24 protein-coding genes and 1 pseudogene are annotated in these 24,188 nt (G+C 36.2%); 11 read left to right on the forward strand and 14 right to left on the reverse strand.

Going from position 1 to position 24,188, the window contains the following annotated elements; all coding sequences use genetic code 11:
• Nucleotides 1–62 precede the first annotated feature (62 nt).
• The 3 genes and pseudogenes from mnmE to LU301_RS11915 all read left to right on the forward strand — a co-directional run bounded on the left by mnmE (nucleotide 63) and on the right by LU301_RS11915 (nucleotide 2,391).
• Entirely contained in the window at nucleotides 63–1,415 is a 1,353-nt protein-coding gene (mnmE, locus tag LU301_RS11905) for a tRNA uridine-5-carboxymethylaminomethyl(34) synthesis GTPase MnmE (protein ID WP_305271153.1), read from the forward strand.
• A gap of 201 nt (nucleotides 1,416–1,616) precedes the next feature.
• Nucleotides 1,617–1,817: pseudogene (locus LU301_RS11910) on the forward strand (universal stress protein); the annotation flags it as partial.
• 106 nt (nucleotides 1,818–1,923) lie between these two features.
• A complete protein-coding gene (locus tag LU301_RS11915; protein WP_305271156.1) occupies nucleotides 1,924–2,391 on the forward strand; it encodes a hypothetical protein in 468 nt (155 codons plus the stop codon).
• Nucleotides 2,392–2,641: 250 nt separating this feature from the next.
• Here the strand turns inward: LU301_RS11915 and LU301_RS11920 are convergent, their stop codons facing one another.
• From LU301_RS11920 to erpA, 9 genes are all read right to left on the reverse strand, one after another.
• A complete protein-coding gene (locus LU301_RS11920) occupies nucleotides 2,642–4,669 on the reverse strand; it encodes a BCCT family transporter (protein ID WP_305271159.1) in 2,028 nt (675 codons plus the stop codon).
• Nucleotides 4,670–4,922: 253 nt separating this feature from the next.
• Nucleotides 4,923–6,098: a 2-methylaconitate cis-trans isomerase PrpF gene (gene prpF, locus LU301_RS11925; RefSeq protein WP_305271162.1), complete on the reverse strand. Its 1,176-nt coding sequence runs from the start codon at nucleotides 6,096–6,098 to the stop codon at nucleotides 4,923–4,925.
• 4 nt (nucleotides 6,099–6,102) lie between these two features.
• Nucleotides 6,103–6,507, reverse strand: a complete 405-nt coding sequence (locus LU301_RS11930; RefSeq protein WP_305271165.1) for a type II toxin-antitoxin system death-on-curing family toxin — start codon at nucleotides 6,505–6,507, stop codon at nucleotides 6,103–6,105.
• Entirely contained in the window at nucleotides 6,507–6,677 is a 171-nt protein-coding gene (locus LU301_RS11935) for an acetyltransferase (RefSeq protein ID WP_305271167.1), read from the reverse strand. Before LU301_RS11935 ends, LU301_RS11930 begins: the two co-directional genes overlap by 1 nt.
• Nucleotides 6,678–6,718: 41 nt before the next feature.
• Nucleotides 6,719–7,423 (reverse strand): DarT1-associated NADAR antitoxin family protein, encoded by a 705-nt coding sequence (locus LU301_RS11940; RefSeq protein ID WP_305271169.1) that lies wholly within the window; start codon nucleotides 7,421–7,423, stop codon nucleotides 6,719–6,721.
• 2 nt (nucleotides 7,424–7,425) lie between these two features.
• Complete coding sequence (locus LU301_RS11945) at nucleotides 7,426–8,061, reverse strand: DarT ssDNA thymidine ADP-ribosyltransferase family protein (protein WP_305271172.1); 636 nt, start codon at nucleotides 8,059–8,061, stop codon at nucleotides 7,426–7,428.
• 78 nt (nucleotides 8,062–8,139) lie between these two features.
• On the reverse strand, nucleotides 8,140–10,722 hold the full coding sequence (gene acnD / locus LU301_RS11950) for a Fe/S-dependent 2-methylisocitrate dehydratase AcnD (protein WP_305271175.1): 2,583 nt from the start codon (nucleotides 10,720–10,722) through the stop codon (nucleotides 8,140–8,142).
• A 366-nt stretch (nucleotides 10,723–11,088) separates the two neighbouring features.
• A complete protein-coding gene (locus tag LU301_RS11955) occupies nucleotides 11,089–12,369 on the reverse strand; it encodes a replication-associated recombination protein A (protein WP_305271178.1) in 1,281 nt (426 codons plus the stop codon).
• Nucleotides 12,370–12,380: 11 nt separating this feature from the next.
• Nucleotides 12,381–12,716, reverse strand: coding sequence for an iron-sulfur cluster insertion protein ErpA (gene erpA, locus LU301_RS11960; RefSeq protein ID WP_305271181.1), 336 nt, complete (start codon nucleotides 12,714–12,716; stop codon nucleotides 12,381–12,383).
• 310 nt (nucleotides 12,717–13,026) lie between these two features.
• Here erpA and prpB point away from each other — a divergent pair, with 310 nt between their 5' ends.
• The 8 genes from prpB to LU301_RS12000 all read left to right on the forward strand — a co-directional run bounded on the left by prpB (nucleotide 13,027) and on the right by LU301_RS12000 (nucleotide 19,385).
• Nucleotides 13,027–13,905, forward strand: coding sequence for a methylisocitrate lyase (gene prpB / locus LU301_RS11965; protein ID WP_305271184.1), 879 nt, complete (start codon nucleotides 13,027–13,029; stop codon nucleotides 13,903–13,905).
• A gap of 67 nt (nucleotides 13,906–13,972) precedes the next feature.
• Nucleotides 13,973–14,338, forward strand: coding sequence for a hypothetical protein (locus LU301_RS11970; RefSeq protein ID WP_305271186.1), 366 nt, complete (start codon nucleotides 13,973–13,975; stop codon nucleotides 14,336–14,338).
• Nucleotides 14,339–14,675: 337 nt separating this feature from the next.
• On the forward strand, nucleotides 14,676–15,275 hold the full coding sequence (locus LU301_RS11975) for an SMI1/KNR4 family protein (protein ID WP_305271188.1): 600 nt from the start codon (nucleotides 14,676–14,678) through the stop codon (nucleotides 15,273–15,275).
• Between the two features lie 159 nt (nucleotides 15,276–15,434).
• On the forward strand, nucleotides 15,435–16,097 hold the full coding sequence (locus LU301_RS11980; RefSeq protein WP_305271191.1) for a hypothetical protein: 663 nt from the start codon (nucleotides 15,435–15,437) through the stop codon (nucleotides 16,095–16,097).
• Nucleotides 16,098–16,286: 189 nt separating this feature from the next.
• Nucleotides 16,287–17,447: a bifunctional 2-methylcitrate synthase/citrate synthase gene (gene prpC / locus LU301_RS11985; protein ID WP_305271194.1), complete on the forward strand. Its 1,161-nt coding sequence runs from the start codon at nucleotides 16,287–16,289 to the stop codon at nucleotides 17,445–17,447.
• 77 nt (nucleotides 17,448–17,524) lie between these two features.
• Nucleotides 17,525–18,340: a hypothetical protein gene (locus LU301_RS11990; protein WP_305271197.1), complete on the forward strand. Its 816-nt coding sequence runs from the start codon at nucleotides 17,525–17,527 to the stop codon at nucleotides 18,338–18,340.
• 33 nt (nucleotides 18,341–18,373) lie between these two features.
• Entirely contained in the window at nucleotides 18,374–18,499 is a 126-nt protein-coding gene (locus LU301_RS11995) for a hypothetical protein (protein ID WP_305271200.1), read from the forward strand.
• A 31-nt stretch (nucleotides 18,500–18,530) separates the two neighbouring features.
• Complete coding sequence (locus tag LU301_RS12000; protein ID WP_305271203.1) at nucleotides 18,531–19,385, forward strand: alpha/beta fold hydrolase; 855 nt, start codon at nucleotides 18,531–18,533, stop codon at nucleotides 19,383–19,385.
• A 109-nt stretch (nucleotides 19,386–19,494) separates the two neighbouring features.
• Here LU301_RS12000 and omp38 read toward each other — a convergent pair whose 3' ends face one another.
• From omp38 to rpmH, 5 genes are all read right to left on the reverse strand, one after another.
• On the reverse strand, nucleotides 19,495–20,550 hold the full coding sequence (gene omp38, locus LU301_RS12005) for an outer membrane protein Omp38 (protein WP_305271206.1): 1,056 nt from the start codon (nucleotides 20,548–20,550) through the stop codon (nucleotides 19,495–19,497).
• Between the two features lie 487 nt (nucleotides 20,551–21,037).
• A complete protein-coding gene (gene yidC, locus LU301_RS12010; protein WP_305271209.1) occupies nucleotides 21,038–22,777 on the reverse strand; it encodes a membrane protein insertase YidC in 1,740 nt (579 codons plus the stop codon).
• Nucleotides 22,761–23,105 (reverse strand): membrane protein insertion efficiency factor YidD, encoded by a 345-nt coding sequence (gene yidD, locus LU301_RS12015; RefSeq protein ID WP_305271213.1) that lies wholly within the window; start codon nucleotides 23,103–23,105, stop codon nucleotides 22,761–22,763. Before yidD ends, yidC begins: the two co-directional genes overlap by 17 nt.
• A 12-nt stretch (nucleotides 23,106–23,117) precedes the next feature.
• Complete coding sequence (gene rnpA / locus LU301_RS12020) at nucleotides 23,118–23,504, reverse strand: ribonuclease P protein component (protein WP_305271217.1); 387 nt, start codon at nucleotides 23,502–23,504, stop codon at nucleotides 23,118–23,120.
• Nucleotides 23,505–23,532: 28 nt separating this feature from the next.
• Nucleotides 23,533–23,667 (reverse strand): 50S ribosomal protein L34, encoded by a 135-nt coding sequence (gene rpmH / locus LU301_RS12025; protein WP_305271220.1) that lies wholly within the window; start codon nucleotides 23,665–23,667, stop codon nucleotides 23,533–23,535.
• Nucleotides 23,668–24,188: the final 521 nt, after the last annotated feature.

Here is a 24,188-nt window from a genome sequence, read left to right on the forward strand (position 1 = left end):
ATATTATCTATCCATACAATGCATATTGAAAATTTAATATTGACTGAATGATAGAGAAAACAATGCAACAACCAACTATTACAGCGATTGCAACACCGATTGGGCGTGGCGGTGTGGGTGTGATTCGCCTGTCTGGGTCAAAAGCCTTTGCTATTGCCGAGCAATTAACCCAAAAATCACTACCTAAAAACCGTTATGCAGGTTTCCGCCAATTTTATGATGCTAATGGTGAAGTTATTGATGAAGGGATTTTATTGTGTTTTACCAATCCACATTCATTTACAGGTGAAGATGTGGTAGAAATTCAAGGGCATGGCGGTGTGATGGTACAAAATGCCCTATTAGCCCGTACGCTTGAATTAGGGGCAAGCCCTGCCCAAGCAGGCGAATTTTCTATGCGTGCTTTTGAAAATGGCAAAATGGATTTAGTACAAGCCGAAGCGATTGCCGATTTAATCGATGCAAGTTCGCAATCAGCGGCACGTTCTGCGATGCGTTCATTACAAGGTGCATTTTCACAACGGGTCAATGATGTATTAGAAAAATTAATCCATTTACGTTTACACGTTGAAGCTGCGATTGATTTTCCAGAAGAAGAAATTGACTTTTTGGCTGATGGTAAAATTTTAGCATTATTAGATGATGTACAATTATCTGTGCAAAAAGTGCAACTATCGGCACGACAAGGGCAATTATTACGAGAAGGTTTACAAGTGGTGATTGCAGGTAAGCCAAATGCAGGAAAATCTAGTTTACTCAATGCCCTAGCTGGTGTGGATAGAGCGATTGTTACCGATATTGCAGGCACAACTCGTGATGTTTTACACGAAAAAATTACCTTAAATGGTTTACCTATCACGCTGACGGATACCGCTGGTTTGCGTGAAACAGGCGATATTGTGGAGCAAGAAGGTATTCGCCGTGCAGTGAAAGAGATTGAACAGGCGGATTTACTCTTATTTGTTTATGATATGAGCAATGAACAACAGCCATTAACTGTGGCGGAGCAATTTTTTGCACAATATTTAGATCAAAAACGTACGATTTTGATTGCTAATAAATGCGATTTAACCACACAATCGGCTCAAGTCGATGAATTAGATGGTTTTCAACGTGTAATTATTTCTGCACAACAGCAGTTAGGTATTGATGATTTAATCAACATCATCAGTAAATTTGCAGGCTATCAACCTGAAGAAGATACCTTTATTGCTCGTACTCGTCATCTTGATGCCATGAAACGTACACAATATTATTTAACAGAAGCTCGTGAACAGTTGGTTGATTATCATGCAGGTGAATTAGTAGCAGAATCATTACGTTTGGCACAAAATGCTTTAGGTGAAATTACAGGTGAGTTTTCAGCTGATGATTTATTAGGTAAGATTTTTGGTAGTTTCTGTATTGGCAAGTAATATATAACTATATGATTAATTTAACTTATTTTAACAATAAAATATTATGTTAAATATAGTGTAAATTATCAACATAAAAATAAGGTCAATCATTCATTATCATTTTAATATGACAATGAATGATTAAATCTTAGACTTTTTGTAATAAATATAAATAAAATTCAGCATTGACCTGAAATTCATTGAGTTGTTCCACATGAGCAGGATGTGGTGGTTGATACACAAATTATTGAAGGGTTAGAAATCCATACGGAATTGGTTAAATTTGTTGAACAAGTCAATGCTGATTTAGTGGTGATGGGTTCACATGGTCGTAAAGGCTTTAAAAAAATGGTTTTAGGAAGTGTGGCTCAAAATCTATTAGGCGAAATTCATGTGCCTGTTTTAGTGGTGCGTGATTAAGTTTTATTGATCAGTCTATCGGGGGCGAATGCTCGCCCTGATATTATTGTAAGAATAGGTTCTAACTGTTATAATGATTTTATAAATATATTTTGTGAGATTTAATATGAAAAGATGGCTATGTGCAATTTTTTTATGTCCATTATTTGCAACTGCAAGTGTACCTGAGCAGTTGATTGAGCTAGGTAAAAAAGAAAATGGTAATGAATTATTTATTCTAAAAGATAGTATTTCTTATCAAAAAATGGTTTTAACAAATATAGATAAAAACATTTCTCCTACTTTAACCTACAATGTATTAGAAAATATAGCTAAGCCTAATCAATCTAAAGTACTTAAGTCTATTGTTCATACATTTATTGTTGAATGTCCTATTAATAAACAAACTAAAGCACCTTTTCAAGGTGGTTTTAGTGCAGGTTTTAGTAAAATAAATGCCAATGGTAAACGAGTTACTGTTGCAAAAGGTAATCAAGCATTTAGTATTGACACACCAATGGTTACCAAATCTCACGTTACAGTTTGTGAATATGTAGAAAAGCATAATATTCCTGTTAAAGAAATTAAGTTATAAAATAATCTAGGGTTCTAGTTCAAAAAGTATGCTAGAAAAGAAAATCGTTCGCCATGAGCTTGTCGAATGGTACGATTTTCCTAGACTTCGACAGGCTCAGTCCGAACGGAAAATCTTATCAGCATACTTTTCAGACCACTACCTAATCTAGTATGTAGGGGTCTCTTACAAACCATCATCGGCTCTCAGTTTTATAAAAATATAAGGCTTCCGAAAAGGAAACCTTATATCTTATATGATGTTAAATAAATTATTCCGCTAATTCACTTTGTTGATGTCCCATAATTTGCTGACCGACATCGCCCATGAGTGAAAGATAACGTTCATAATGTTTTAGAATATCACTAATCAATTCATTATGTGTCATGTATTGTACATCATAACCTGAACGACCATCAAAAAAGTACGTCATTGGTTGGTAGCTATGATGATGTTGGATATGTGGCAAATGATTATCTTGCACCAAGCTTTCCGATACTTGCTGACGTACCGAACGAATGCCATATTTAAAATCACGCACGCTGGCTTGTTGAATAATAAATTCAATGGCTGGTTCGTCTTGTTCAAATAAAGTATTCACTTGCACACTTAAACCGTATTGACGTGTCATTTCATCACTCAATTCAGTCATTGCAGGTTGAGCAGTTTGCTGTAAAAATTTTAATACATCATGCTCTTGATTTTGACTGAGCATAGCAGTTAAACGCTGTTTCCATTTATCGCCTGTCCAAGCTACTGAACTTGCGGTAAATTGGCTATCAAAATATTTTTTATCCGCAGTTAATGCTAAAAATAAGCTAATACACATTAATAACATTAACATCGCAAATGGTAAAGCCACAATTAATGTTACGCTTTGCAATGTCCCTAATCCACCAAAACCGAGCAAGGTCATCGCCACAATCGACATTAACACACCCCACATCAGAGTTTGCCATCTAGGTGAAGTTAAGCTCTTATCTCGTGATGCAATATTATTCAGTACATACATACCTGAATCGGCTGATGTAATAAAAAATAGGGCAATACTCACTAAAGCGATGATACTAGTTAAACTTGATAATGGTAAATATTCCAAAAAGCGGAATAGTAGAATTTCAGGCGAACCTGTTAAGGCTGATAATGCACCTTGTGCTGTAGCATGGTCGAACCAAATTGCACTATTACCAAATACGGTAAACCATAAAATTGAAAATAAAGTTGGCATGGCTAATACGCCAAATACAAATTCACGAATGGTACGTCCACGAGAAATACGAGCGATAAACAAGCCGACAAAAGGTGCCCATGAACACCACCATGCCCAATATAAAACTGTCCAGCCATTAAACCATGTTGTATTTTCAGGTTCGTAGCTATAGGTTTTAAAACTCATTTGGATAACATTGCTAAAATATGTGCCGATATTATCACTAAAAGCCCCTAATAAATACAGCGTTGGACCTGTAGCTAGTACGAATAACAAAAGACCAATGGCAATAATTAAATTAATTTCACTCAGGATTTTTACACCTTTGCCCACTCCAGAAATGGCTGAAATAATGGCAAGTGTCATCACCGTTATAATGACTAAGGCTTGCAAACCAAAACCACTTTCTTCAATTAAACCCATTGCGGTTAAGCCTGACCCCATTTGTGCTGAACCAAAACCAAGTGTAGTGATGATACCGAATAAGGTTGCAACTAAAGCAAGAATATCGATACTATCACCTAGTCTGCCATGAATTTTATCTTTTAATAATGGATAAAAGCAGGAACGTAAGGCTAAGGGTAATTTATAACGAAAGGCAAAATAGGCTAATGCAAGAGAAATTAATCCATAAATTGCCCAAGCGTGTATTCCCCAGTGAAAAGTAGTATGTAATAAGGCTTGTTGTGCTTTTTCAGCATGCTGACCTGTGGTAATTTCAGATGTATAATGAGATAAAGGCTCGGCAACACCGAAGAACATTAAACCGACACCCATACCTGAGGCAAATAACATCGCAAGCCATGATACAAATTTAAATTCGGGTTCTTCTTCATCGGTACCTAATTTAATATTACCAAATTGGCTCAATGCTGTAAAAATAAGAAAAAATAAGAAAATAGAACAAGCAACAATATAGAACCAACTAAAATTGCTAAAAATACCTGCTTTAGCTGTATCAAGTATGCTACGCATTTGCTCAGGTAATAATAAGGTTACGACAACTAATAAGGTAACTAACAATAGTGTTATACCCGTAACGAAAAGATTAAAGGAAGATTTTTCCTTAAAAAAAGTCTTTAAACTCATAAAATCTCCTGTTATTGTGTCAATTTAGCTTAAAATGGCTAAATTAAAATGTGGGAAGAAACATGAAAAACACAAAATCAAATTAAAATATTCTGGTAAAAGAATACTTTAATCAGTAACTATATGATTTACCTTAACAAATCATTTGGTAAATTTCAAATTTTATTCTTAGTATCAAATGTATAATAAGTCATAAAAACAAAAAAATCATGCTAAATTATTGTAATTTAACATGATTTTTTGAAATATTTATTTACATTTTTAAAAAACAATCCTGTGGCACAAACACCTGTCCCACCATCAACCGCCGTGCCGAACGACTCATAGACACCTTACGAGCCAGCCATTTGCCATTCACGCATTCGGACTGTCCGCCCACCGTCAGCGTTCCTGATGGGTGTCCAAACTTTACCTCTGTGAGTGCCTGACCACCTGCCTCATCATTGACAATCGTGCCAACAATCGTCCCTGCGGTGCCAATTGCCACACTGGCTGTTCCCATCATAGCGTGATGCAACTGCCCCATACTCATTGCACGGACAAGTAAGTCAATATCATCAGCTTTGACCGTCTTGCCGCTAGATGCTATGTAGTCTGACGGCGGTGCGACCCAAGCAATTTTGGGCGTGTGCTGGCGTGTTTGGGCTTCGCTAATATCATTAATCAAGCCCATTTTGACCGCACCGAATGCACGGATTTTTTCTAATTTGTCTAAAATTTCTGCATTAGAATTAATGTCTTTTTGTAGCTCTGTGCCTGTAAAGCCAAGCTCGTGGGCGTGTAAAAATATCGTAGGAATGCCTGCGTTAATCATTGTAACTTCAAACTCGCCCACATCAGGCACGGACAAAGTGTCCTTTAAATTGCCTGTGGGGAACATCTCTCCGCCCTCGTCCACAGGGTCTATAAATTCAATTTTAATTTCACTGGCTGGAAAAGTTACCCCATCAAGCTCAAAATCGCCTGTTTCTACTACTTGACCATTCTCAATCGGTACATAGGCGATGATGGTTTTTTTGATGTTTTGTTGATAAATTTTGACGGTGCAAATGCCGTTTTCGGGGATTTTATCCTTAGAAATCAAACCATTAAAAATCGCAAAACTACCCACCGCCCCTGTCAAATTGCCACAGTTGCCCGACCAGTCTATCATCGCCTTGTCAATGGCGACCTGCCCAAACAGATAATTGACATCGTGTATGCCGTCTGTGGCAGGCGAGATAATTACGACTTTGGAAGTGCTTGATGAGCCGTTGCCCAGTCCGTCAATCTGCTTGCCGTAGGGGTCTGGACTGCCGACAACACGGAGCAAAAATGCGTCTCGTGCCGTCCCTGCCACTTGGCAAGGCTCTGGCAAATCCGCTAAATTAAAAAATGTGCCTTTTGATGTGCCACCACGCATATAAGTGGCTGGGATAGGGGTTTGCATTGTTTTAGTCCTTTTGTGGGTTTATGCTACTTAAATATTGATAATACAAAATGTCCGCAAATTCACTTTCGGTCAATTCGCCAATTACCAAATCACGCATTGCGTCCGCCATTAAAATATGGTCTATTGTGATTTCATAATCATTGAGCGATAAATATTCTAGGGCAACCGCCAACCCTGTGCGTTTATTGGCATCAGATAAGGCGTGAGCCATTGCAATGCTATTTGCATATTTACTGGCAATTTCAAAAACATCATTTAAACCTTCATACAAAATCGCATTATCAATCCGAGATAATGCTCCTTGTAATTTGCCAATATCCGCTTGTCCTTTCATTCCTTTTTCGGTAGAAAGAATGTAGGTATTAATTTCAATGACCCGTTCAAATGGAAAACAAATAATTTGCATTACATATCCGCCAAGCGTTTAAAGGTTTCTTTATGTGTCCGTAACACAAGTTTGGTTTCGGATTTGATGATTTGTTGCCCTTGTTCGCCTGTTAAATCCAGTTTTTTGGTTGCAGGGATTTTTGGGCGATTGGCTTTGGTAATGCCGTATTTTGAAAGTTTGTTGCTCATAAAATTGTCCTTTGGGCGTAAGGTGCGAATTACGCACCGTTTTACAATAGATTACCTTGCGAATTATCTTTTGACTTTTTATAAGAGTTATCTATTTGATAATCTTGATATAAAGTTAAGAAAAACTCTTGTGATTTTATTTCATCTAGCATATTTCTACGATATAGCGAACAAAATAAAGCAACGGATTGAGCTTGACAGTTAATGGATTTTTCAGGATTAAATTCTATATCCGTAAATGCTTGATATTGTAATAACTCATCGTGATATTCAGGTTTATTGTTTAAAGCATTAACATACAGCCAATCATAAAATGCAGTTAATGGCGTTGTTTCCCAAAACTGATTATAAAAATTAAAACCAATAACTTTGCCAGAGCTTTTTAATCTATCATCTTTTTTGGCTTCTCGTGATGATTTATCTAGTAAATCAAGATATTGAATATTGCCTTCAAAAACCTTGCTACTTTGAAAAGCACTTTCTACACTAAAAGTTTTACCTTTCATTTTAGTAGTAATCATTAGATTAAATGCACTTAATTGTACGCCAAGCTCAATTTCTGATTTACTAGATATTTCTAAAATATCCGTGAAACCAAATTTTTGATTGATTGCTTGATGCAATGAATTGATTGATTTTTGCTTTTGGCTGACAGCGAAACCAGAATGATAGGTAAAATCCACCATTTCAACATCAACCAATTTACTTGGGTTTGAACTCGGGATAAAAACGGGTCGTTTAGCCATAATTAGTAACCTATATTAGTCCATTCTCTTTTTCCAAAGAAACCTTGACCATTTGGATGTAAAATAAATTTTAAATTTGGAAATTTTTTGCTGTATTCATCAACATATTTCTGTTCTGAAAACACACAACCTTTTATATGCTTTGGTTCAATTATCCCTTTTACCATAACTTCTGCTTGGACATTTTTTGGATAATCCAACTCATTTTGAAACATTTCATCAAGTGCTTTTGCTCCTTGAAAATTTGAAATGTCTTGATGACTAACATCGCTACTAGCTGAATTGCACGGATAGAATAAGCAATTATGACTTATTAAAACTTCTATTGATATTACGATAATAGCCCATTCTGAATTGGGATTGTTTGCCCTTAATTTATAAAACATTAAATCATTTGGAAAACCAACGCTTAAACAAGAGTAATCACATTTACCGTCATATCTATAATCATCATTGTAAATATATTTTCCATTACTTTTTTTGTCATCAAGCAAAAAATCAAGCGGATTTATAAATTCATCTTTCATATCATTTCTTGGGATAATTCCTTTTGTTAAGATATTATCCAAATTTTCCAATCTTGTGAAATGCACCAAATATTTTATATTTCGTCTGTTAATCACATCTTGAATAGTCATTTTGAACTCCTAAAAAAATTAGTTGAACAAGACAATTCTACCACAAAATTGCCTTGTCCTTACACGATTTATAAATTTTTAGCTACCTAAAAATTTACTCGCAAACTCCCTAAGCACGCCCCCCGCCTTATAGGTTTTGACATCACTATCGCTATCTAGGCGGCATAAGACAGGCACGGTTTGGGTCTCGCCATTTTTGCGTTCAATGATTAAATCCAAAGTACAGCGAGCCGAAATTTCCCCTTGTACCGCATAAATTTCCGTACCGTCCAATTTTAGAGTATGGCGATTTTGACCGTTTATAAATTGCAGTGGTAACACGCCCATTCCCACCAAATTGGTGCGGTGAATGCGTTCAAAGCCTTCTGCGACAATCACTTCCACACCAGCCAAACGCACGCCTTTTGCTGCCCAGTCCCTGCTTGACCCTTGCCCATAATCCGCCCCTGCAATGATGATAAGAGGTTGTGAGCGGTTCATATAGGTCTCAATCGCCTCCCACATTCTCATCACTGTGCCATCTGGTTCAACTCGTGCCAGCGAGCCTTGTCGCACGGTGCCGTCAGAGTTTTTGACCATTTCATTAAAGAGTTTTGGATTTGCCAAAGTCGCTCTTTGTGCGGTCAAATGGTCGCCTCGGTGTGTGGCATAAGAGTTAAAATCTTCCTCTGGCACGCCCATTTTGGCAAGGTACTCGCCTGCGGCTGAATTTTTGACAATGGCATTAGAGGGCGACAAATGGTCGGTGGTAATATTATCAGGCAAAATAGCAAGCGGTCGTAGGTTTTTAAGTTCACATTCTTTTGCCAATGCTCCCTCCCAATAGGGTGGACGGCGGATATAGGTGGACTTTTCACGCCAATCATATAAAGGATTGCTTGCCTTGTCAGATTTATCCAAATCAAACATTGGAATGTAGATTTCTTTAAATTGCTCTGGTTTTACGCACTTGGCGACAATCTTGTCAATCTCATCATCTGATGGATAAATGTCGTTTAGATAAATCGGCTTGTCGTTATGATAGCCTAAGACATCATTTTCAATATCAAAACGAATCGTGCCAGCAATGGCATACGCCACAACGAGTGGCGGACTTGCCAAAAATGCCTGTTTTGCTTGTGGGTGAATGCGTCCATCAAAATTGCGATTGCCCGAGAGTACGGCTGTGGCGTACAAATCGCGGTCGATGATTTCTTGTTCAATTTCTGGTCGTAACGCACCGCTCATTCCATTACAAGTCGTGCAAGCATAGGCAACAATGCCAAAGCCTAATTTTTCAAGTTCGGGTAATAGCCCTGCTTCTTCTAGGTAGAGTTTGGCAACCTTAGAGCCAGGGGCAAAGGACGATTTGACCCACGGTTTACGAGTTAGACCAAGTTCATTGGCTTTTTTTGCCAAAAGTCCTGCTGCAACAGTATTTCTTGGGTTTGAGGTATTGGTACAACTGGTTATCGCTGCGATAATGACCGCTCCGTCAGGCATTAATCCGTCCGTACGCTCTTCTACCACCCCTGCAATGCCTCTCTCTTTTAGTTCGCTGGTGGCAACTTTGGCGTGTGGATTGGAAGGTCCTGCGATGGTGCGAGTTACCTTGGATAAGTCAAATTCTAACACTTGTGGATACTGGGCGTTTACCATTTTATCCGCCCATAGTCCGATTTGTTTGGCGTAAGTTTCCACCAATTTTACTTGTTCGGGCTCTCGCCCTGTTAGGGTCAAATAATCTAAGGTATTTTGGTCAATATAAAACATCGCCGCCGTTGCCCCATATTCAGGGGTCATATTAGAAATGGTGGCACGGTCGCCCACCGACAGAGAGTTCGCCCCTTCGCCAAAAAATTCCAAGAATGCACCAACGACTTTTTGCTCTCGTAAAAATTTGGTCAAAGACAATACAATGTCGGTTGCCGTAATCCCTGCTTGCCGTTTACCTGTTAAATGCACACCGATGATGTCAGGGGTACGCATCATTGAGGGTTGTCCTAGCATTACGCATTCGGCTTCAAGTCCGCCTACGCCCACCGAAATCACGCCCAAAGCATCGGTATGTGGCGTATGGCTGTCTGTTCCCACACAAGTATCAGGGAAAGCGACACCATCTTTTCTTTGCACCACAGGCGACATCTTTTCTAAATTGATTTGGTGCATAATGCCGTTGCCAGCAGGAATCACATCAACATTTTTAAAGGCGGTTTTTGTCCAGTTGATAAAATGAAAACGGTCATCATTACGGCGGTCTTCAATGGCACGGTTTTTGGCAAAAGCGTCTGGGTCATCGCCTCCGTGTTCCACCGCCAAAGAATGGTCTACAATGAGCTGGGTTTGTACCACAGGATTGACTTTGGAGGGGTCTCCGCCAGCTTGGGCAATCGCATCACGAAGTCCCGCCAAATCCACAAGGGCGGTTTGCCCCAAAATGTCGTGGCATACCACTCGTGCAGGATACCAAGGAAAATCTAGCTCTTGCTTATTACCGATAAGTTCATTTAGATAATCGGTAAGTTTTGGGTCATCACTACAATTTCGTACCAGTTGCTCGGCAAGTACTTTGGCGGTGTAGGGAAGTGCTTCATACGCATTTGGGCGAATGTCGTTAATTGCCTGTTCTAAATCAAAGTAGTCTAATGCAGTATCGGCTAAGGGTTTACGGTAGTTTTTCATTGCTAAGTTTCCTTTTCTTTGGCTGTGAAAAATCTGAATTTAGGCAACAGTGTCGCCTGTTTTTTATAAAATAGGACACACTGTTTTTAAATTGAACCTTTTTCATCATCTGTGAACTAGATTTGATATTAAAGATAAGGCTCCACTCTATCATTAAATTCAATCATAAATCGATTTAAAGCAGAAGTCCAGTCTCTCATAAACATCATCCATTTTTTAGTAGTGTAAATCGCTTGGTGAATATCTTTAGCATAATTAAAAAACAAATACCCTTGATCTAATATTATTTTAGAAAATTTAGAGCCTGAACAAACAAAGTATGTTATTCATCGGTCAAAGATAAATTAACGATAGTTTATCTTACAACTAATCTTTCTTATTAAACCAACGACGTTGTTGTAATTTTTCACTTTCAACTTCACGTTTATTTAACGCATAAGTATAGAGTTTTGTACCTTTTAGCTCAGGTGGAAAATAATCCTGCAACACAAAATGCTCTGGAAAATCATGTGGATACAAATAACCATCGCTATAACCTTGCTGTTTCATCAAGCCTGTAGGAGCATTACGCAAATGTAAAGGCACTGCCAAATGAGCCGTTTGTTCAGCTAATTCCATCGCCTTATTAATTGCCAAATAAGTACTATTACTTTTACCTGTAGTCGCCAAATACACCACACATTGACCTAAAATAATGCGTGCTTCAGGCATACCCAAAACTTGCACTGAACGAAAACATTCTCCTGCTAATAATAACGCATTTGTGTCAGCATTACCTATATCTTCTGATGCTAAAATCAATAAACGGCGAGCAATAAATGTTGGGTCTTCACCACCTTTTAGCATACGAGCTAACCAATACAAACTCGCATCAGGATCACTGCCACGAATTGATTTAATCATTGCCGATACTAAATCATAATGCTGTTCGCCATTTTTATCATAACGTGCGATATTTTGCTGTGCAACTTGAATTACCAACTGATTATCAATCACATTGACATTATCTTGCTCATCAACATCCTCAAATGTATTTGCAGTTAAATCTAATAAATTGAGAGCCTTACGTGCATCGCCTGCAGAAAATTGAATTAAGGCATCGTATTCATCAATTTGAATATTTTTTTGTTTTAAAATTTTATCTCGTTTCACGGCGATGGTTAATAATTGTTGGATTTCATCAGCCGTTAAAGCATTTAATGTATAAACCTGACAACGTGATAATAACGCATTATTCACTTCAAATGATGGATTTTCTGTCGTTGCACCAATCAGTGTTACTTTTCCTTTTTCTACCGCATTAAGTAACGCATCTTGTTGTGATTTATTAAAACGATGAATTTCATCAATAAACAGCACAGGTGGTAATAAATCTTGCCCATCGCCAATCGCTTCACGCAAATCCTTAACTCCCGCACTTAATGCAGAAAGGCTAATAAATGGACGATCCACCGCTTGAGCCAGCAACAACGCCAATGTAGTTTTCCCGACACCCGGTGGCCCCCAAAAAATAATTGATGGCAAATGTCCTTGGTCAATCATTTGACGGAATGGAACATTCTCATCTAATAAATGGCTTTGCCCAACAATTTCACTTAAATCTCGTGGACGTATGCGTTCAGGTAAAGGAATATATTGTGCTGACATAATAATCGCTTTTAAATGGAAAATGATGAACCACAACCACAAGTTGTTGTTGCATTTGGATTTTGAACGATAAAACGAGAACCTTCCAAACCTTCAACATAATCAACCGTTGAGCCAACAAGATATTGATAACTTAAAGCATCAACCACCATTTTGACATCATCATTGATAAACTCTGCATCATCTTCATTTACACTTTCCGCAAAATTAAAACCATAAGAAAAGCCAGAACAGCCACCACCTGTTACATAAACACGCAACATTAGATGAGGATTTCCTTCACTTTCTCTTAATTGGCGAACTTTTTTAGCAGCATTATCAGTTAAAATTAGTGCTGGTTCAGTCATCATTATCTCACTTATTAATAGGAAAAATGGAAATAAAACTATCCTAAATTATATATCAAATTTTTAGGATAGTTTTATATTATAGCTTAAAATCAGATAAAATGAGTGTTATAAAGTTTTATTTATTTTATTAGGATATTTACAGGGATTGTTATACTGGATGTAATGTTCCACGTGAAACATCATGATAAATTGTGCTTCAAGTTCTATTTGCATATTTATTATACAATATCTACTACTTTTAGCCTAATGATAATTTGTTTTTTTAATGATATATTGATAAAAATGAACATTTGAAAGGATTTTTATTATGAGCCATATTTCTGCAGGTTTATTATTTCGCCAAGCGGTTGCTAGTGAAAAACCGCTACAAGTTGTCGGCACCATCAACGCCAATCACGCCCTACTTGCCAAACGAGCTGGCTTTAAAGCCATTTATTTATCTGGCGGGGGAGTGGCGGCAGGGTCTTTGGGCTTGCCTGATTTGGGCATTAGCGGTCTTGACGATGTTTTGACCGATGTTCGTAGAATTACCGATGTCTGTGATGTACCCCTTTTGGTGGACGCTGATACTGGCTTTGGAGCAAGTGCCTTTAATATGGCTCGTACCACCAAATCTTTGATTAAATTTGGAGCAGCAGCAATGCACATAGAAGACCAAGTCGGTGCCAAACGCTGTGGACACCGCCCCAACAAGGCTGTAGTTTCTACACAAGAAATGGTAGATCGCATCAAGGCGGCGGTGGATGCTCGCACCGATGAGAATTTTGTGATTATGGCTCGCACCGATGCCCTTGCCGTAGAAGGCTTGGAAAGTGCGATAGACCGTGCCTGTGCCTATGTCGAGGCTGGGGCAGATATGCTCTTTCCAGAGGCGATTACTGATTTGTCAATGTACAAACAGTTTGGCGATAAAACGGGTGTACCTATTCTTGCCAATATTACCGAATTTGGTTCAACACCCCTTTATACCACGGACGAATTAGCCAGCGTTGATGTGTCACTGGTGCTGTATCCCCTATCGGCATTTAGAGCGATGAATAAAGCGGCAGAGAATGTCTATAATGCCATACGAGCTGACGGCACGCAAAAAAATGTCATAGACACAATGCAAACTCGTGCGGAATTATACGAACGCATTAATTACCACGCTTTTGAGGATTATTTGGATAATGCGTTTAAGAAATAGGTTTTATTTGGTGCGTAAGGTGCGTATTACGCACTGTTAAGGTAAAATGTTGCAGATTGGTAAGATAATGAATGATAAGCAAAATTTAGATTTAAAAAAATCCTATAAACATCTATCAAGTATGCCAATGTATTTATTGTACTTTGTTTTGCATTTATTTGGCATACTTTCAAGAATGGGATTTATAAAAATTGAAATCAAAAATAACATTGATGATTATTTATTTTTCACGATATTTTTCTCTACTGTAATAATAGGACTAATCTTTATGATTTGCAGTGAAAAATGGATAAGAACTTATTTTATCAAACAACAATTTTCACCAGAAAAATTGAATAAATATGAGAAAATATCCAATTATTTTCATAAAATTACTTCTGTAATTGTACTGACTTATTGGGCATTGCATTTTTATCAATTTTTCAACCCTTAACTGTAAAATCGGTGCGTAATACGCACCTTACCCAAACCCTAAAACTTTTAAAAAAATTTAAATATCCCCACCCAGTTTTAAAAAGGATATTTAAAAACGGATAATTATCCAACCATAATTATCCAAAAACCGATAATTTAACCGCCCAATGCCATTAAATTATCATTCTTCCCATTAAGGACAAAAGGAACACTGCTATGAGTGAACAAACCTTACCCAAAATTGATGGCTTTAAGCCCAAAAAATATAAACACATTGATTATCATTATTTTGAATACCGTTTGGATAATGCGTTTAAGAAATGATTTTTAAACAAATAATTTTGGAGTAATTTAAAATGCAACAAATTTTTGACCGTATTCACACCGAATTCGCCCGCTTAAAAGAAAAATATCAAAGCGATATGGATTTATCTTTTAATGATGGGGCGACCGATGATGATTTTGCTAAATTAGAAAAAGTATTGGGCTTTGAATTACCTAATGACTTTAAAGAAATTTATCGCATTCATAATGGTTCGTATAATCTTGGTGTCTTTGTTGATGAAAGTTGGTTTTCTATTGATGATATTATCATTGAATATCAAATTTGGATAGATTTATACAATAATGGTGATTTTAAGGACGGTGATGGTGATTGTGGTTGCAGTCCTGAACATAACGAAATCAAAGCGGATTTTTGGTTTAATCCAAAATGGATACCATTAACAGGAAATGGTTGTGGTGATAGCAAAATGATTGACCTTGACCCCAGTGACACTGGCACGGTTGGACAAATCATTCAAATGTGGCACGATGAGCCAAATCGTACATTAGAAGCCATTTCTTTAAAAACCTTGTTTGAGCAATTTGCTACCGATTTGGAAAATGATGAATATATTATTCACCCAGAATATGAAGGTATTGTTCGGGCTGATGAAGTAGATGATTTTGAATAATGTGTTTAATGGTGCGTCATACGCACCTTACCCAAACCCTAAAACTTTTTAAAAAAAATTTAAATATCCCCACCCAGTTTTAAAAAGGATATTTAAAAAACAGATAATTATCCAAGCATAATTATCCCAAACCTGATAATAACCGATTGGGGATTTTTAATGAAAAAATATCTTATTGCAATGGCTTTATCGCTTGTCCCAACCGTAAGTTTTGGAGCGGATTATCAAAATTTTATCAGCTCAAATTCTTTGGGTAAAGATGTTCATATTTTAAACAAAAAATATAAAATAGGTTTAAAATTATCCGAAAAAGAATGGGGTGATAATGGGCGACTTTATCAAACGCCCGAAAGTGCCAAATGCTTTGTTTCGGTAGAAACAACCAAAAGAGCTAAAATTAAGTCCATTTCAATTTGGGGCAATAAGGATTGTCAGTTTGGCACAACTTCTCCATTAAATTATCAAGTGGATAAAATGACGATGCGAGATATTTTAAATCAAGTCAAACCCAATGAAGTTTATATACAAATTGGCTGTTTTAATTGTCCTTCTCGTATTGAAATTACTGATAATCTGATTGTAGAAAAAGACAATTATCGGATATTATTTGAAGTAGATGGTTATCATAGAGAAAGCCATATTGCTTTATCAAAGTTGTTATTTGGTAAGTATGAAGAAGATAAGCATTTTGAGTATATGGATAAGTTGGACGAATTGTTTCGCAATGATCCAAGATTGTTTGAAAGAGATGATGTTAAAAAATTGTTATTTAAGCAGTTTATTGATCATAAAATTCATACTTATACAATTAGTCGGTTTTAAAAACGGTGCGTTATATGTACCTTAAACCAAACTTTAAATATTTTAACCCATTTAAATATCCCCATTAAGTTTTAAAAAGGATATTTAAAAACGGATAATTATCTAACCATAATTATCCCAAACCTGATAATTTAACCGCCTAATGCCATTAAATTATCATTTCCCATTAAGGACAAAAGGAACGCTGTTATGACAGACCAAGCATTACCCAAAGTAGAGGGTTTTAAACCCAAAAAGAGTGTCGCCCTAAGCGGACAAGTCGCTGGTAATACCGCCCTATGTACCGTTGGTAAATCGGGTAACGATTTGCATTATCGTGGCTATGATATTATGGATTTGGCAAATCACTGTGAATACGAAGAAGTCGCCCACTTGCTCATTCACGGACATTTGCCGAGTAAATTTGAACTCATCGCCTACAAGCAAAAACTCAAAACCTTGCGAGGCTTGCCTATTCGTGTCATTCAAGTCTTAGAAAGCTTACCTGCTCACACGCACCCAATGGATGTCCTCCGTACTGGTGTGTCTATGCTTGGCTGTGTACACCCAGAGCGAGAGAGCCAGCCTGCTTCTGAGGCTCGTGATATTGCTGATAAAATGATTGCTTGTTTTGGTTCAATGCTCCTATATTGGTATCAATATTCACACAATGGTAAACGCATTGAGGTAGAAAGTGAAGAAGATAGCATTGGCGGGCATTTCTTGCACCTACTGCACGGCAAACGCCCAAGTGCCTATCACACCAAAGCGATGCACATTAGCTTAATCCTATACGCAGAACACGAGTTTAATGCCTCAACCTTTACCAGCCGTGTGATTGCAGGGACTGGCTCGGACATCTATTCGTGCGTGGCAGGGGCGATTGGGGCGTTAAAAGGTCCAAAACACGGCGGTGCCAACGAAGTGGCTTACGACATTCAAAAACGCTATCGCAATGCTGATGAAGCCGAAGCCGACATCAAAGAGCGTATTGCCAAAAAAGAGATTATCATTGGTTTTGGGCACCCAGTTTATACCATTGCCGACCCTAGAAATGTCGTCATCAAGCAAGTTGCCAAAGATTTAAGTGAGGAAACAGGCGATATGCGTTTATTTGACATCGCCGAACGCTTGGAAAGTGTAATGTGGGACGAGAAAAAAATGTTCCCAAATCTTGACTGGTTCTCGGCGGTGTCCTATCAAAAAATGGGCGTACCAACGGCGATGTTTACCCCACTGTTTGTGCTGGCTCGCACCGCAGGCTGGGCGGCTCATATCTTAGAACAGCGAGCGGACGGTAAAATCATTCGCCCAAGTGCCAATTATACAGGTCCTGAGAATTTAAAATTTGTGCCGATGGGTGAGCGGTAATTAAATAAAACAGAGGCATATTTTTAATTGGGAAAATGTGCCTTTGTTTTTTAAGATTTTTGTAAAAGGTATTTTTTATGACGATTGAATTTGGTAAAGTTGAAAAATATATCCAACATAGGGGTTTTGGTTTCGTCAGTTGCTGTTTTAAAAATGCAAATGATAGTTATTCATTTATAAGTAATAATCATAAGGTATTTTTCCACATCAAAGCTATTAAAAAGTTTAATTATGAAATTTTTAACAAATTAGAAAATAGCGACATTGACGACATTTATTTTTGGTTTGAAATTGAAAAAACAGACAAAGGAGAACAGGTTTTAAGGTTATTAAAATCAGATGATAAACAAATTAAAAACAACCCTACATTTATTGAAATTTTAAAAAATAAATTTCTTGATATTTCCACTTCGTTGCCAAAATGGGTTGAAATAGCAATCAATGATGTATTGGATAAAAAAGAAATAGAAGTCCTAAAAAATGAAAGAAATATTTTAGAACAGATAGAAAACCAAAAAAGAATTGAGCGTCAAAGAGAGATACAGGCGGAAAATGATAGGTTAATGGCTATCAGACAACAAGAAATTCAAAAAAGGAAAGAACTTGAAGAAATTCAAGAGCGTGAATTTGAACAGTTAGTTAATGAAATTCAAAGTTTCGGATTTACTCATAGCAATCAAGTTTCAAACTATATAAAAAGAAATCGCTTAGGTAACAAATACAGACATCTTGCAGGTGTTTTGAAAATGAGCAGGGGTTCGGATACTTGGGATTTTGTTGGTGGAATTGACCCAAAATTCTATGCAAGATTATGTTCTACATTAAATTTAAGTAGCCAAAATTCTGGTGCTACGCCAACCAATTTTAAATCTTTTAATGATTTGAATAAATAACGATATATTTTTCACAGCCAAAGGAACTTAGCAATGAAAAACTACCGTAAACCCTTAGCCGATACTGCATTAGACTACTTTGATGTAGAGCAGGCGATTAACGACATTCGCCCAAGTGCGTATGATAATAAAGTGGTATTTAAATTGATATGTTTATAAATCTTACAATCATCATCAAAAAAATAAAACAATGACAACAAATGACACAATCCATCTGACAACCAAAGACCAAGAAATAATCACTTTGCACAAGATTGGCGATAAGAGCGGTAAGGTTTGTTTTTTAACGCACGGTACTTTTTCTGACAAGCGTGTTTGTTTGGGATTGGCAAATTATTTAAAAGACAAAGGTTTTACCTGTTATATTTTGGAATGGCAAGGTCATAATGGCTATAAAGCCAAAAAACCTTTTGACTTTGAAACCGTTGCTTTATATGATTTTTATACAGCTTTTGATTATTTATGTCATCAACTAAAATTAACAAAAATTCACACCATTACTCATAGTGGTGGAGGCATTTGTCTTAGTATATTTTTGATACGCTACCCAGAATTTAAAAACTGTATTAAAAGTATGACAATGGTTGCTTGTCAGTCTTTTGGAGCGGTCTTTGATGATAAAAGCTATTTAAGAATTTTGATATTTAAATATTTAAATAAAATGCTGGGATTTATTCCAGCAAAAAAGCTCGGATTGGGCATTGTTAATGAAAACTACCATACGATGAAACTGTGGTACGACTGGAATTTATCAAAAAAATTTATTAGCCAAATAGATGGTATGGATTATGCTTATCATTTAGGAGAAATCAGCATACCCATTTATTGTATTTGTGGTAGTGGAGATAAAATCATAGCTCCTACGATTGGTTGTTATAAATTTTTTGAATTATTTAATGGAGATGATAAAAAATTTCAAGAATTTGGCATTAAGAATGGTCATTTAGAAGATTATAATCACAGTCGTATTATGATAAGTAGTAATGCCAAACTTGAAGTTTGGAAAACCATTGTTTTTTGGATAAATAAGTATGAAAATGATTAAATGTTTATGATATTGTTATTCTCCATATACAATCTATTCATCTTAAAATAAAAAAACCGCCTTATTGCTAAGGCGATTTTTTATTCAAGCTAATTTTTAAAACTAAAAATTATGGTTGAACCATTACTTGACGATTACCAGAAATCGTAGCAAATACACGGCGGTTCATAGCACGACCTTCTTTAGTCTTGTTATCTGCAATAGGTTGATCCCATGCAAAACCTTGAGTTGCTAAACGATTTGGATTGATATTATATTGATTAACAAGAGCAGATTTAACAGAGTTAGCACGTGCTAAAGATAAGCGTTCATTTAACTTACGTGGACCTGTATTATCTGTATGACCTTCGATACGAGCAGTTGCGTTAGGGAATTCATTTAATGCCTCAGCAACTTTAGCAATCTCTGGTTGATATTGTGCTTTGATATTAGACTTGTTCACGTCAAAGAATACACGCAATTCCATGTTCAAGTCTTCATTCACTAATTGTGGTTGTGGACGTTCAACAACAACTGGAGGTGCTACAGGAGTAACAGGTGCTACAGGCTCAACAACTTCTTCAACTGGAGCAGCTGGTTTGTTATGACCACCTAAAACAACATTCAAACCTGCTAAAGCAGTGTAATTCCAAAATTGCTCGTCAAAGTGGTAAGTACCACGAGCTTCTGTACGAAGAGATAATGCATCATTTAAACGCCAGAATACACCAACACCTGCATTACCTAAAGTACCTTCTTCATTATCACGAACACCATCAACTTTGTATTTATAATGACCAGCACCTAATAAAGCATATGGCTTAATTTTGCTGTCATAGTTTTTAGTGATTGCATCAGTCGTTACATAGAAGTTACCAGCAATGTTTTGACCTTTATATTCACCACCTTTTACATCTTTAGCAACATTTACATCGCCTTTGATTTGGCTATATTCAGCTTCAAAACCCACTGCAGGTGTTAATTCAACACCTAAAGCTGCACCAACGAATACATCATCTTGTAATTCAGGTCCAGATGTCAAACGGTTATCACCAGTTTTACCATTGTTATGCTCAGTGTCAAACATAGTGTAACCAAGCATTAAAGGAGTTACTGTAACACCAGCGTTTGCAACTGCTAAAGGAGCAGCAACTAACATTGCTAATGCAATACGGCTTAATTTCATGGATATTCTCCAAAAGATAAAAATTACTGTTCAAGCTTATATAGGATTTAAATTTACCCTTTCATTCATATAAGCTGTCATTAAAAGATATCATCGAAACACTGAGCCTTCAAAACTCTTTAAGTGCCTGACAATTCATAGATAATATTAAAATTTAATCTATTATATAGAAAAAATGATTAATATTCATCTACTGCAATTGCTAATTATAACATTATTCTCATTATTATCATAGTTTTTTTGTTAAAATATGCATATTAACCAATATAAAATATCAAATAACGACACATCAAACATTTCTACAGTACATGGTTATGGTTTAAAAAATATGCTAACTCTTATTTATTTATAATGAATAATCTAATGATAAATCAATATATTACATAAATATTTGCAATTTAAAACATAAGTAATATACTTTTCCAACCACTACCTAAAAATAAAAATCCGCCTAAATTTTATTTTAGACGGATTTTTTCATTCAAGATTAGCTGGTCGCTTGTTCTTTTTGTAAACGCTCTTTTTCAACAGCATTATTGACCATTCCTTGCTGTAAAATGGTAATCAAGTTATTGACAATCCAATACAATACCAAGCCAGCTGGCATAAACAATACAAATACTGTGAAAATAATCGGCATCATCGCAAATACTTTTGCTTGTACAGGGTCAGTTGGTTGCGGATTTAAACGTTGTTGAATCCACATTGTCCCCCCCATAATCAATGGTAAAATAAACCATGGATCTTTTGCTGATAAATCTTGAATCCATGCTAACCATGGTGCATGGCGTAATTCCACACTTTCCATCAATACCCAATACAATGCTAAGAAAATTGGCATTTGTAAAAATAACGGTAAACAACCTGATAAAGGATTTACTTGCTCACGTTTATAAAGTGCCATCATTTCTTGTGAAAAACGCATACGATCTTCACCGAATTCATCTTTCATACGTTGCATTTCAGGTGCAATCACACGCATTTTTGCCATTGAACGATAGCTTTTTGAAGATAATGGCCATAAAATTAATTTCACCAAAATCGTCAATAAAATAATCGCCCACCCCCAGTTCTTCACTAAATTATGGAAGAAGTCTAAGCCCATAAATAATAGTTTTGCTACAGGCCATAACCAACCATAATCAACTGTTTGGTTTAACCCCACAGCCAAATCTTTTAAGATTGACTGAATTTTAGGGCCAGAGAAGAAGGTAGCATCAACGGTCATTGATGTTCCAGCTGGTACAGTAATCATCGGAGATGTAAAGCTAATAATATTCATATTATCAGCAGATTTACGAGATTCTAATTTTGCAGTATATACCTGTCCACCATCTTGTTTTAGATCAAGTTTACCAGGTACCCAAGCACTCACAAAATAATGTTGAACAACTGCAATCCAACCATCTTTTGCTTCAACATTTAACTTTTCGTCAGTAAAGTTAGCAAATTTCAACTTATTATAATGTTCATTAGGCGTACCCCAAGCTCCTCCCAAATAAGTACCCAAAGTAAAAATACCTTGATCTTCTGTACCAGGGTCAGCAGAATTATCTCGCTTAATTTGACCAAACATTTGACCTTGCCATGTTTGTGTACTATGGTTAGTCACTTTATGAGCAATTGTAATCGGATATTCACCTTGCTTAAAAGTAAAAGTTTTAATCACTTCTACACCATCAGCAGATTTATAAACCAATGGTACAGTCAAAATACCCTGTTCTTGAATAATTTTAAAATCATTTAAGGTATAAGCTGTTTTTTCTACTTCATAGGTTGGTCGCCCCATTGGACTACTATCAAAACCATTAACACCAATTAAACCAGATTGAGCAACATAAGTCCGTTGAGCATCGTTTTCTAACATCACAAATGGTTCATTACCATTTTTACTTTTGTCATGCGATAGTAGTTCTAAATGGACAATATCACCACCCTTAGGATTAATTTGTACACGATATAAATCCGTCTGTACACTAATCAAAGATGTTGTAACCCGAGTATCTTGTGTTGCCGCTTGTTGAGACACACTAGCAACATGTGCTTGCGGTAAATCAGAAGATGCTGTATTACCTGGCAAATCAGCAGATACATCTTGTGCAACTGCTACAGGTTCTTGTGTTGATACTGAAGTGGCTTGGCCATAATCTTTTTGCCAAGCTAAAATAAGCATATAAGCAGTAATAAAAATACCTGCTAATAAGACCAATCTAGCCCACTTTTGCATAATGAATAATCCTAAACACTGAAAAATGGTGTTGAATAAAATACTGGCTCAAAGGCACAACAAAATAAGAGCTTTTTACATCAAACCACACATAAGAAATGCCAACTTGTGTTTTAGCTAAAGGAACAGGGTCATATCCCATGCCTCCCCAAGGATGACAACGACAAATACGCCGTGTAGCTAAATAACTACCTTTCAAAGCACCATGTAACTGTAGTGCTTCTAAAGCATATTGTGAACAAGTGGGAATATAGCGACAACGTGGCATTAATAAAGGGCTTATAAATAGTTGATAACTACGAATTAAACCACGCAATAACCAAGTCATTGTATTACACGATTAAGATGATGAAGGAGAGGAAAATTTATGTGAATGTTTACGAGCCAAATACTGCAATCTAGCCCATGCAGTCTCTAACTGTTGTAACAATTCAGTATTAGATACCTGCTCAATTCCCATTTTAGGCATTACAACAATATCGATAGGAAAATCAATTTGTTGAAATAAACGAAAACTTTCTCGTGTCAAGCGCTTTATTCTATTTCTTTCATGAGCACGACGTATTTTTTTTTTAGCAACTACTAAACCTAAACGATGTTGAGTATTTAGTTTTGCTAAAAATAAAAAATTGGGTTGATGCACTTTAAAATGTGCATCATCAAATACTGCTTTAAAATCTTGTGCATTAAGTAATCGAGATTGCTTAGCAAAGCTAAAAACAGACATAACCCAAGTCTATCATTAAAAGTTTAAATTAAACAGTTAAACTATGACGACCTTTTGCACGACGACGAGCTAAAACTTGACGACCTGCTTTTGTAGCCATACGAGCACGGAAACCGTGAGTACGTTTACGCTTTAATTCAGATGGTTGAAATGTACGTTTCATGACAAAACTTCCCAAAAAACTATTAATACAATAAAGATAGGAAATTTTATTGTTTATTTAAGCAACTGTCAATAAAAAAACAGCTTAAATCGTACTTTTAATCGTATTTTTTACTAAAAACAGGTGATTTTATTTTTATTAGTCTATTGACGTGATTTTGCGGATTAAATTTATTCCACTTTTATATACTGTGAATTTAAATTTATAAATTTAAATTCACAAGACAACTCATATTAAATCTTGAATTTTAAATTTGAATTTAAATTTATTATTTATTAGAATGGTCTTTGCTTGTGGATAAATATTAAATATTAAGCATTTACAATAACTTAAGTTGTTACTAATGTGATGGTCTAATGGTTAAGTTGCCCTGTGGATAAGTTTTAAGGTTTTAAATTTAAATTTAAATCCGAAGTTATCCACAAGTTATTTTAAATTTAAATTCAAATTTATTTTGCACTTTCGCTTGTGGATAACTATAATATGCAAAGATTTTAAATTTATTTCTTTTTGAGGTTACT

Origin of the sequence: Moraxella sp. ZY210820 (assembly GCF_030674635.1) — a bacterium.
Classification (GTDB): Bacteria; Pseudomonadota; Gammaproteobacteria; order Pseudomonadales; family Moraxellaceae; genus Acinetobacter.

Coding starts and splice junctions, on each gene's coding strand:
- mnmE (WP_305271153.1), top strand. CDS start 63: ATGCAACAACCAACTATTACAGCGATTGCAACACCGATTGGGCGTGGC.
- LU301_RS11915 (WP_305271156.1), top strand. CDS start 1,924: ATGAAAAGATGGCTATGTGCAATTTTTTTATGTCCATTATTTGCAACT.
- LU301_RS11920 (WP_305271159.1), bottom strand. CDS start 4,669: ATGAGTTTAAAGACTTTTTTTAAGGAAAAATCTTCCTTTAATCTTTTC.
- prpF (WP_305271162.1), bottom strand. CDS start 6,098: ATGCAAACCCCTATCCCAGCCACTTATATGCGTGGTGGCACATCAAAA.
- LU301_RS11930 (WP_305271165.1), bottom strand. CDS start 6,507: ATGCAAATTATTTGTTTTCCATTTGAACGGGTCATTGAAATTAATACC.
- LU301_RS11935 (WP_305271167.1), bottom strand. CDS start 6,677: ATGAGCAACAAACTTTCAAAATACGGCATTACCAAAGCCAATCGCCCA.
- LU301_RS11940 (WP_305271169.1), bottom strand. CDS start 7,423: ATGGCTAAACGACCCGTTTTTATCCCGAGTTCAAACCCAAGTAAATTG.
- LU301_RS11945 (WP_305271172.1), bottom strand. CDS start 8,061: ATGACTATTCAAGATGTGATTAACAGACGAAATATAAAATATTTGGTG.
- acnD (WP_305271175.1), bottom strand. CDS start 10,722: ATGAAAAACTACCGTAAACCCTTAGCCGATACTGCATTAGACTACTTT.
- LU301_RS11955 (WP_305271178.1), bottom strand. CDS start 12,369: ATGTCAGCACAATATATTCCTTTACCTGAACGCATACGTCCACGAGAT.
- erpA (WP_305271181.1), bottom strand. CDS start 12,716: ATGACTGAACCAGCACTAATTTTAACTGATAATGCTGCTAAAAAAGTT.
- prpB (WP_305271184.1), top strand. CDS start 13,027: ATGAGCCATATTTCTGCAGGTTTATTATTTCGCCAAGCGGTTGCTAGT.
- LU301_RS11970 (WP_305271186.1), top strand. CDS start 13,973: ATGAATGATAAGCAAAATTTAGATTTAAAAAAATCCTATAAACATCTA.
- LU301_RS11975 (WP_305271188.1), top strand. CDS start 14,676: ATGCAACAAATTTTTGACCGTATTCACACCGAATTCGCCCGCTTAAAA.
- LU301_RS11980 (WP_305271191.1), top strand. CDS start 15,435: ATGAAAAAATATCTTATTGCAATGGCTTTATCGCTTGTCCCAACCGTA.
- prpC (WP_305271194.1), top strand. CDS start 16,287: ATGACAGACCAAGCATTACCCAAAGTAGAGGGTTTTAAACCCAAAAAG.
- LU301_RS11990 (WP_305271197.1), top strand. CDS start 17,525: ATGACGATTGAATTTGGTAAAGTTGAAAAATATATCCAACATAGGGGT.
- LU301_RS11995 (WP_305271200.1), top strand. CDS start 18,374: ATGAAAAACTACCGTAAACCCTTAGCCGATACTGCATTAGACTACTTT.
- LU301_RS12000 (WP_305271203.1), top strand. CDS start 18,531: ATGACAACAAATGACACAATCCATCTGACAACCAAAGACCAAGAAATA.
- omp38 (WP_305271206.1), bottom strand. CDS start 20,550: ATGAAATTAAGCCGTATTGCATTAGCAATGTTAGTTGCTGCTCCTTTA.
- yidC (WP_305271209.1), bottom strand. CDS start 22,777: ATGCAAAAGTGGGCTAGATTGGTCTTATTAGCAGGTATTTTTATTACT.
- yidD (WP_305271213.1), bottom strand. CDS start 23,105: ATGACTTGGTTATTGCGTGGTTTAATTCGTAGTTATCAACTATTTATA.
- rnpA (WP_305271217.1), bottom strand. CDS start 23,504: ATGTCTGTTTTTAGCTTTGCTAAGCAATCTCGATTACTTAATGCACAA.
- rpmH (WP_305271220.1), bottom strand. CDS start 23,667: ATGAAACGTACATTTCAACCATCTGAATTAAAGCGTAAACGTACTCAC.